This is a genomic window from Streptomyces sp. CO7 (assembly GCF_053474865.1).
In genome coordinates, this window is sequence record NZ_JBRIOU010000009.1 from 140,339 (window position 1) to 143,404 (window position 3,066).

Genomic DNA, 3,066 nt, shown 5'->3' on the forward strand with positions numbered 1-3,066 from the left:
GGGCAGCCCGCTCGGTGTGTCCCCCTCGAGCCGGACCCTCAGGCCCGACAGCCCGGCCTGCTCGACCAGACCGGGAAGGCCTTCCGGGCCGGGTACCGGCGCGACGGGCGCGGCCTCGTCGTACTGGCGCAGCACGCCCAGCACGCCGCGGAGTTCGACGAGCGTCTCCTTGCTGGCGGCCTTGATGTTCTCCAGCGCCGTGAAGGCGAGGTCGCGCTCCCCGCGGTGCAGGGCCGCGGCCGCCTGGACGTTGATCAGCGAGATGCGGTGGGCCAGCACGTCGTGCAGTTCCCGCGCGATCCGCAGCCGTTCCTCGGCGGCGCGCCGCCGTGCCTCCTCCTCACGGGTGTGCTCGGCGGCCGCGGCCCGGCTGTCGGCCTCGATCCGCCCGCGCTGCACCTCTCCGGTGATCACCGCGAGGATCAGCAGTGCCGTGATCCCGGCGATGGCCTCACCGTCGCTCGCGAAGCTCGCGCCGCGCACCCGTCCGACGACGACGAACCCCGCGACGACGGCGAGTGTGGCCAGCAGGGCCTGCAGCCGTCCCGAGATGACCGTGAGCGTGTACATCGCAACGAGGAAGGTGAAGGCGAGGAAGGTGTCGGGGTAACCGGCCGGGTAGTAGACGTTGCCGACCAGTCCGGTGACCACCACCACGCTCAGCGGGTACAGGCGCCGCACGACGAGTGCGGAGCAGGCGACCGCAGTGAGCACCCAGCCCCAGGGCCACATCGGCCGGGTCCCCGAGTCGGGACCGGCCACCAGGATGTTGACCACCAGCCCGCAGAACATGCCTCCGGCCGGCAGCCAGTCGGTCCAGCGGAGCCTTTTCACGTCCTCAGTCTAGGAGCCCGGCAGGCCTGCCCCGAGGAAGGCGGCGGCGGTTGCGAGCGGCTCCCCGCCAGGCCCGCACGGCACGCCGGACATCCGTCCCGCCGCTGCCGGCGTTCGCGGTCGTCCTCCGGGGCACGGGTCGCAGGTCGCGCCGCTTCGTGCCGCCGCCCGGAGGGCGGGCGTGGCCGTCATGCGCTCCCCCGCCGCCGGCCGCCACCCGGCAGCCATGGGGTCAGCAGCTCGCACCCTCGCCGCCGGGCAGGACGCAGCTCACGGCACCTCCGGCAGCACCAGGGCACTGGCGACGGGCACCCCGGTGCGCCCTGCGTACGCGAGCCGCTCCCGCACCTCGCGCATGGTGCGCGGACGGTAGCCCTGGCCGCAGCCGGTGCAACAGCTCGCGTGGAAACGGATGCCCGCGTTCAGCAGCACCGTCAGCACCCGCCAGCCCTCGTCGTCCCGCCGCGAGGGCGCCGCGAAGACCGACCCGACGTGGGTCAGCGGACCCGCGCAACGCGGGCAGATCCGCGCGCGGCCGTCATCGCCCTCCCTGCGGAACTCCTGCTTCCACGAAGCCCGGCACGGCAGACACACGAACGACGTCCTGGCGATCCCCATGCCGCCCACGGTAGCGGCGGCCGGCCGCGGTCACGACGGCTTTTCGCCCCGCCCGGGACCGTGCCGAAAACGGCTGGCCGACAGCTGCCCGCCAGGTCATCCTGACCCGATGGGCGACAGAGCCAACGTGATCGTGGTCCACGGGAACGGCACACATGAGCTGTACCGCACCGGCTGGGCGGTCGGCATCGACCTCGACCTGCTGGACGGGCCGGCGCCGGTTCTCGCCATGCTTCCCGAGCTGCGCCAGGACGGCTGGTGGCTGGACGACAACATGGCCCAGGGCGGAATACTGCTCGACCTCGGACGGAAGGTGCTGCTGTTCTTCGCCTGGGAGGGACCAAGCACCGAACTCCGCCACCGGGCGGCCATGTTCGAACTGATCCGCGCCGCGTGGCCGGGCTGGGAGGTCCGTTGGCTGTACGACGGACCGGCACAGTTGCGTGCGTACGTCGGGCTCGACCCCGGGGACGTCCGCTGCCGCGAAGCGAACCTCGACCTGGCCCCGTTCCTCGCCCCTGGTGACGCGGACCTGACGGGGCCCGACCCCGGCGGTGTGGTGATCACGGTCCGCACCGGCCACTGCCACGTCGCCTCCGACGCCTTCGACCACCCGGTCCGCGAGGGCCTCGCCCTGCTCGACCGCCTGTCGGCCGCCCCTCGGCACGAACGTTGCCACCTGCACGTCAACTCCGGCGTCCACCTCGCCCCGGAGCGCCGCCACCTGGGCTGGTGGTCCCTCTCCTCCACCCCTCGGGCGTACCGGGTGCCGGAGTCGTGGCCGGGCTGGACGGTGGAGTTCTGGCAGGACAACTGGGAGTGGCACGTCGAAGCCGACGGCCGCTTCGCTCCGGCGGCGTTCGACGCCAAAGACGCCAGAGCCGCCGTGCTTGCCGAGGCCACGGAACGCCGGGCCGTCCGGACCCGTCACCGTGCCTGGATCGCCCGGCTCCCGACCCCACCGGCCCGCTCCCCGGCGGAATGACCACGTGCTCCCAGGGATCCGGTCCGCCGGCCCCGGGCGAGGCCCGGGCTTCAACCCCGAAGCCGGGGGCACCCTCAAGTCCGTGACGACGGAGGGACGGCACGGGGGCGACCCACTGCGGCGACAACCGGCGTCACGCATCTCGCCCGCGGGAGACGGGAGCTTCCCCATGCGCAGGACCGCAGTGATCGCAGGAGGGCTCGTCGCGCTGCTGTGCGGCATCGCTCTGCTCCATGCCGGAGTGAGGGACGTCGGTGGCGGCAACGCGCGAGCCGTGTTGCCCCTCTGCATGGGCGTCGTTCTCACCGTGGGCGGACTCCACTTCCTGCGCGCGGGGTTCCCGCGGTGACGATGTCACTGATCATGCCGCCGTCCGCCTCAGCACCGCCGGCATGGGGCATCGTGCTCGTCCTCGCCGCCCTCACCCTGGCGGGACTCTTCGCCTGATCGTGACGTCACCGAGCAACGTCGTTGCGCAGCAGCGCACTTGGTACGTGCGACAGGCGGTTACCGCCTCGCGGGGCCCGAGTTGCCGCTGGATTCGGAGCCGCCTCCGTCGCCGTCTCCCTGTTGGTGCCGCTGGTGATCGACCGCCTGCCCCGCACTACCACCATGGCCCTCTCCTGGGC

At 72.8% G+C, this 3,066-nt stretch carries 4 protein-coding genes; 2 read left to right on the plus strand and 2 right to left on the minus strand.

Features of this window, described 5'->3' with window-relative positions; genetic code table 11:
• Together ACOV8S_RS27190 and ACOV8S_RS27195 are read right to left on the minus strand one after the other, a co-directional pair.
• The coding region (locus ACOV8S_RS27190; RefSeq protein ID WP_448321037.1) for a histidine kinase dimerization/phosphoacceptor domain-containing protein at positions 1–834 on the minus strand (834 nt) is incomplete at its 3' end.
• Positions 835–1,104: 270 nt separating this feature from the next.
• The gene (locus ACOV8S_RS27195; RefSeq protein ID WP_448321039.1) at positions 1,105–1,452 is read right to left on the minus strand and encodes a deoxyxylulose-5-phosphate synthase; all 348 of its coding nucleotides are present in this window, start codon (positions 1,450–1,452) and stop codon (positions 1,105–1,107) included.
• 109 nt (positions 1,453–1,561) lie between these two features.
• On the opposite strand from ACOV8S_RS27195, the gene ACOV8S_RS27200 reads away from it, so the two are divergent.
• Entirely contained in the window at positions 1,562–2,437 is an 876-nt protein-coding gene (locus ACOV8S_RS27200; protein WP_448321041.1) for a hypothetical protein, read from the plus strand.
• 169 nt (positions 2,438–2,606) lie between these two features.
• Positions 2,607–2,786 (plus strand): sodium:neurotransmitter symporter, encoded by a 180-nt coding sequence (locus ACOV8S_RS27205; RefSeq protein WP_448321043.1) that lies wholly within the window; start codon positions 2,607–2,609, stop codon positions 2,784–2,786.
• The last annotated feature ends 280 nt before the right edge of the window (positions 2,787–3,066 follow it).